Consider the following 3,308-nt stretch of genomic DNA (forward strand, 5'->3'; position numbering starts at 1 on the left):
AGGCACTGGCCCAGGTGAGCGGCGCCACCGCGCCGGTGGTGCTGGTGGGCAGCCACGGGTCGGAGTGGGAGGGCGGGTTCGACACCCCTCTGGACGACGACGAGCTCACGCTGCTCGCCCGCGTGGGTTCCGAGCTCTCCGAGATCGTCTCGCGCACCCCCGGGGCACACGTCGAACCCAAGCCCACGGCCGCCGTACTGCACGTCCGCCCGGTCGAGGACCCGGCCCTGCGCCGGCAGGCGATGGCCGAGGCCATGGCCGGACCCGCCGCCCTCGACGGCGTGTTCGTGACCGAGGGCAAGAACGTCGTGGAGATCGCGGTCCGCGAGGCGAGCAAGGGCGCGGCGATCGAGCGGCTGGTCGAGCAGACCGGCGCGGAGATCGCGATCTTCATCGGCGACGACGTGACCGACGAGCGCGGTTTCGCGCGCCTCCGCGACGGGGACGTCGGGATCAAGGTCGGAGACGGACAGACGCTCGCCGCACACCGCGTGGTCGACATCCCCGCGGTCGTGGGGCTGCTCTCCCGGCTCGCCGAACTGCGGTCCTGACACTCGCTCCACCCCGCATTTGACCCCGGCGGCGAGTATCAACATAGACTTAACGACAACGGTTCCCATTGCTACGAGAGCGGTCTTCGCCATGTCGTCATCCACCCTGCCCCGCACGCCACTTCCAACCCGGGTCGCGGCCCTCGCCGCCGCCGCACTACTCGGAGGAGCCGTTCTGACCGCCTGCGGGTCGGACGACGGTTCCGGCGAGGGGGCCACGGCCGCCGGACCGACCGTCGTGGCCTCCACGAGCGTCTACGCCGACATCGCCGAGCAGGTCGCCGGCGGTAACGCGACAGTGGAGTCCGTGATCTCCGATCCGGCCGCCGATCCGCACTCCTACGAGGCGAGCCCGGCCGACGCCGCCGCGGTCACCGGCGCGGACCTCGTGGTCTACAACGGCGCCGGGTACGACTCCTTCGTGGACCGGGCCCTGGAGAACGCCACGAACGTGCCCGTGGTCCGGGCGGTCGACGAGTACGCGCGCGTCACCGGCCAGTCGGTCGCCGAACACTCCCACGACGACGAGCACGGGCACGACGAGCACGGTGAGGACGACCACGGGCACGACGACGACCACGACGATCACGGAGCCGAGGACGGCCACGATGATCACGGTGCCGAGGACGGTCACGACGACGATCACGACGACCACGACCACGCGTCTGACACCAACGAGCACGTCTGGTTCAGCCTGCCCACCGCGGCCGCCGTGGCCGAGCGGGTGGCCGAGGAGCTGGCGACGATCGACGAGGAGAACGCCGAGGAGTACCGCGAGAACGCCAGCCGGTTCGCCGAGTCCCTCGACCCGCTCGAGGCCGAGCTCGACGCGATCCACGACCGCGGGCACTTCCCCTACGCCCAGACCGAGCGGGTCGGCGCCCACCTGTTCGACGCCGCCCACATGGTCGACCTGACGCCGCGCGGATTCCTGGCCTCGATCGAGGACGACACCGACCCGTCCGCGGCCGACCTCTCCGCCATGCTCGACCTGATGGACGAGCGGGAGGTCGCGTTCCTCGCGTTCAACACCCAGACCGAGACCACCGTGACCGCCCGGGTCCGTGACGCCGCCGAGTCGGCGGACGTCGCCGTCGTGGACCTCACCGAGACCCTCCCCGAGGGCATGGACTACACCACGTGGATGACGGGGATCGTCGACTCGCTGTCCTCGGCCCTCGACGGCGCGACCCCGGTCGCCGATGGTGGACACTGACCAGGTGTCATCCCACTTCCGCGGCGAACCCGGCCCCGGGCCGGTCGTCTCCCTGGAGTCGGTGACGGTCTCACGAGGCGGGCGCACCCTCATCCGCGATCTCGACCTCGAGGTGGCCGCCGGGGAGTTCGTCGCCGTCCTCGGCCCCAACGGAGCCGGCAAGACGACCCTCCTCAAGGTGCTCCTCGGCGAGCTGACACCCGATTCCGGCACCGTGCTGGTGGACGGCCGCGCCCCGGGCGACCGCGGAACCCACCTGGGGTACGTGCCCCAGCAGAAGGCGTTCGATCCCGGGATCACCCTGCGCGGACGCGACCTGGTGGGACTCGGGATCGACGGCACCCGCTGGGGCCCGGGGTGGCCGTCCCGACGCGGCGAGAAGCGTCGGGTGGTCGACCATGCTCTGGACCGCCTGGGCGCCGGGCAGCTGGCGGACAAGCCGCTCGGTCGCATGTCCGGAGGCGAGCAGCAACGCGTCAGGGTGGCCCAGTCCATCGCGTGCGACCCGTGCGTCATGCTCTGCGACGAGCCGCTGCTGAGCCTGGACCTCACCGGCCAGCGCACCGTCGCCTCGGTTCTCGACCACCGGCGCCGTCAACACGGCACCGCGGTCCTCTTCGTCACCCATGAGATCAACCCGGTGCTGCCGATGGTCGACCGGATCGTTTACCTCGTGGACGGGCGCCACCGCATCGGCACCCCGCAGGAGGTGTTCACCACGGAGGTCATGTCCGACCTCTACTCCTCGCCCGTCGAGGTGTTGCGGGTCCGTGGCCAGATCATCGTGGTGGGCGACACCCAGCACCTCTGCGCCGAGCCCTGGTCCACGGGCCACCACCATCACGACGACACCCACCCCGGAGCGCACTGATGGACCGCCTGCTCGAGATCGCCGGGACGATCGCCGACACCGAGGTCACCGCGTACCTGCTCCGACAGGACTTCGTGCTGTACGGCCTGGTCGCGATCGCGCTGCTCGGCCTGCTGGCCGGGGCGATCGGTCCGTTCATCGTGATGCGGCAGATGTCGTTCTCCGTGCACGGGGCCAGCGAGCTCGCCCTGACCGGAGCCGCCGCCGCCCTGCTGTTCGGCCTGAACCTGGGCCTGGGTGCGATCCTCGGATCCGTCGTGGCCGCGCTGATCTTCGGGCTCATGGGCGCCCGCGCCTCCCAGCGCGACAGTTCGATCGGCGTGGTCATGGCGTTCGGTCTCGGCATGGCCGTGCTGTTCATCCACCTCTACCCGGGCCGGTCGGGAACCAGCTTCTCCCTGCTGACCGGGCAGATCGTGGGTGTGTCCGAACACGGCGTGGTCCAGATGGCGGTGGTCGCGGCGATCATCTGCGTCACGCTGATCGCTCTCTACCGTCCGTTGGTCTTCTCCTCCGCGGATCCCGAGGTCGCGGAGGCGCGGGGAGTTCCGGTGCGGGCCATCAACCTCATCTTCGCGGTGTTGGTGGGGCTCGCGGCCGCCCAGGCGGTCCAGGTGGTGGGTGCGCTGCTCGTGCTCTCGCTTCTCATCACACCGGCCGCGGCCGCAGC

Annotated in this window: 4 protein-coding genes; all 4 read left to right on the forward strand. The window is 70.8% G+C overall.

What is annotated here, in order from left to right:
• A partial coding sequence (gene otsB / locus G6027_RS10415; RefSeq protein ID WP_182637115.1) for a trehalose-phosphatase occupies window positions 1-551 on the forward strand: 551 nt, incomplete at its 5' end.
• A 91-nt stretch (window positions 552-642) separates the two neighbouring features.
• Complete coding sequence (locus G6027_RS10420) at window positions 643-1,767, forward strand: zinc ABC transporter substrate-binding protein (protein ID WP_182637116.1); 1,125 nt, start codon at window positions 643-645, stop codon at window positions 1,765-1,767.
• Complete coding sequence (locus G6027_RS10425; protein ID WP_182637117.1) at window positions 1,754-2,638, forward strand: metal ABC transporter ATP-binding protein; 885 nt, start codon at window positions 1,754-1,756, stop codon at window positions 2,636-2,638. The genes G6027_RS10420 and G6027_RS10425 overlap by 14 nt, the downstream gene beginning before the upstream one ends.
• Window positions 2,638-3,308 (forward strand): metal ABC transporter permease (locus tag G6027_RS10430; protein WP_182637118.1); only part of this gene is annotated, 671 nt, incomplete at its 3' end. The genes G6027_RS10425 and G6027_RS10430, both read left to right, overlap by 1 nt.

Source organism: Dietzia sp. SLG310A2-38A2, assembly GCF_014145095.1.
Lineage (GTDB): Bacteria > Actinomycetota > Actinomycetes > Mycobacteriales > Mycobacteriaceae > Dietzia.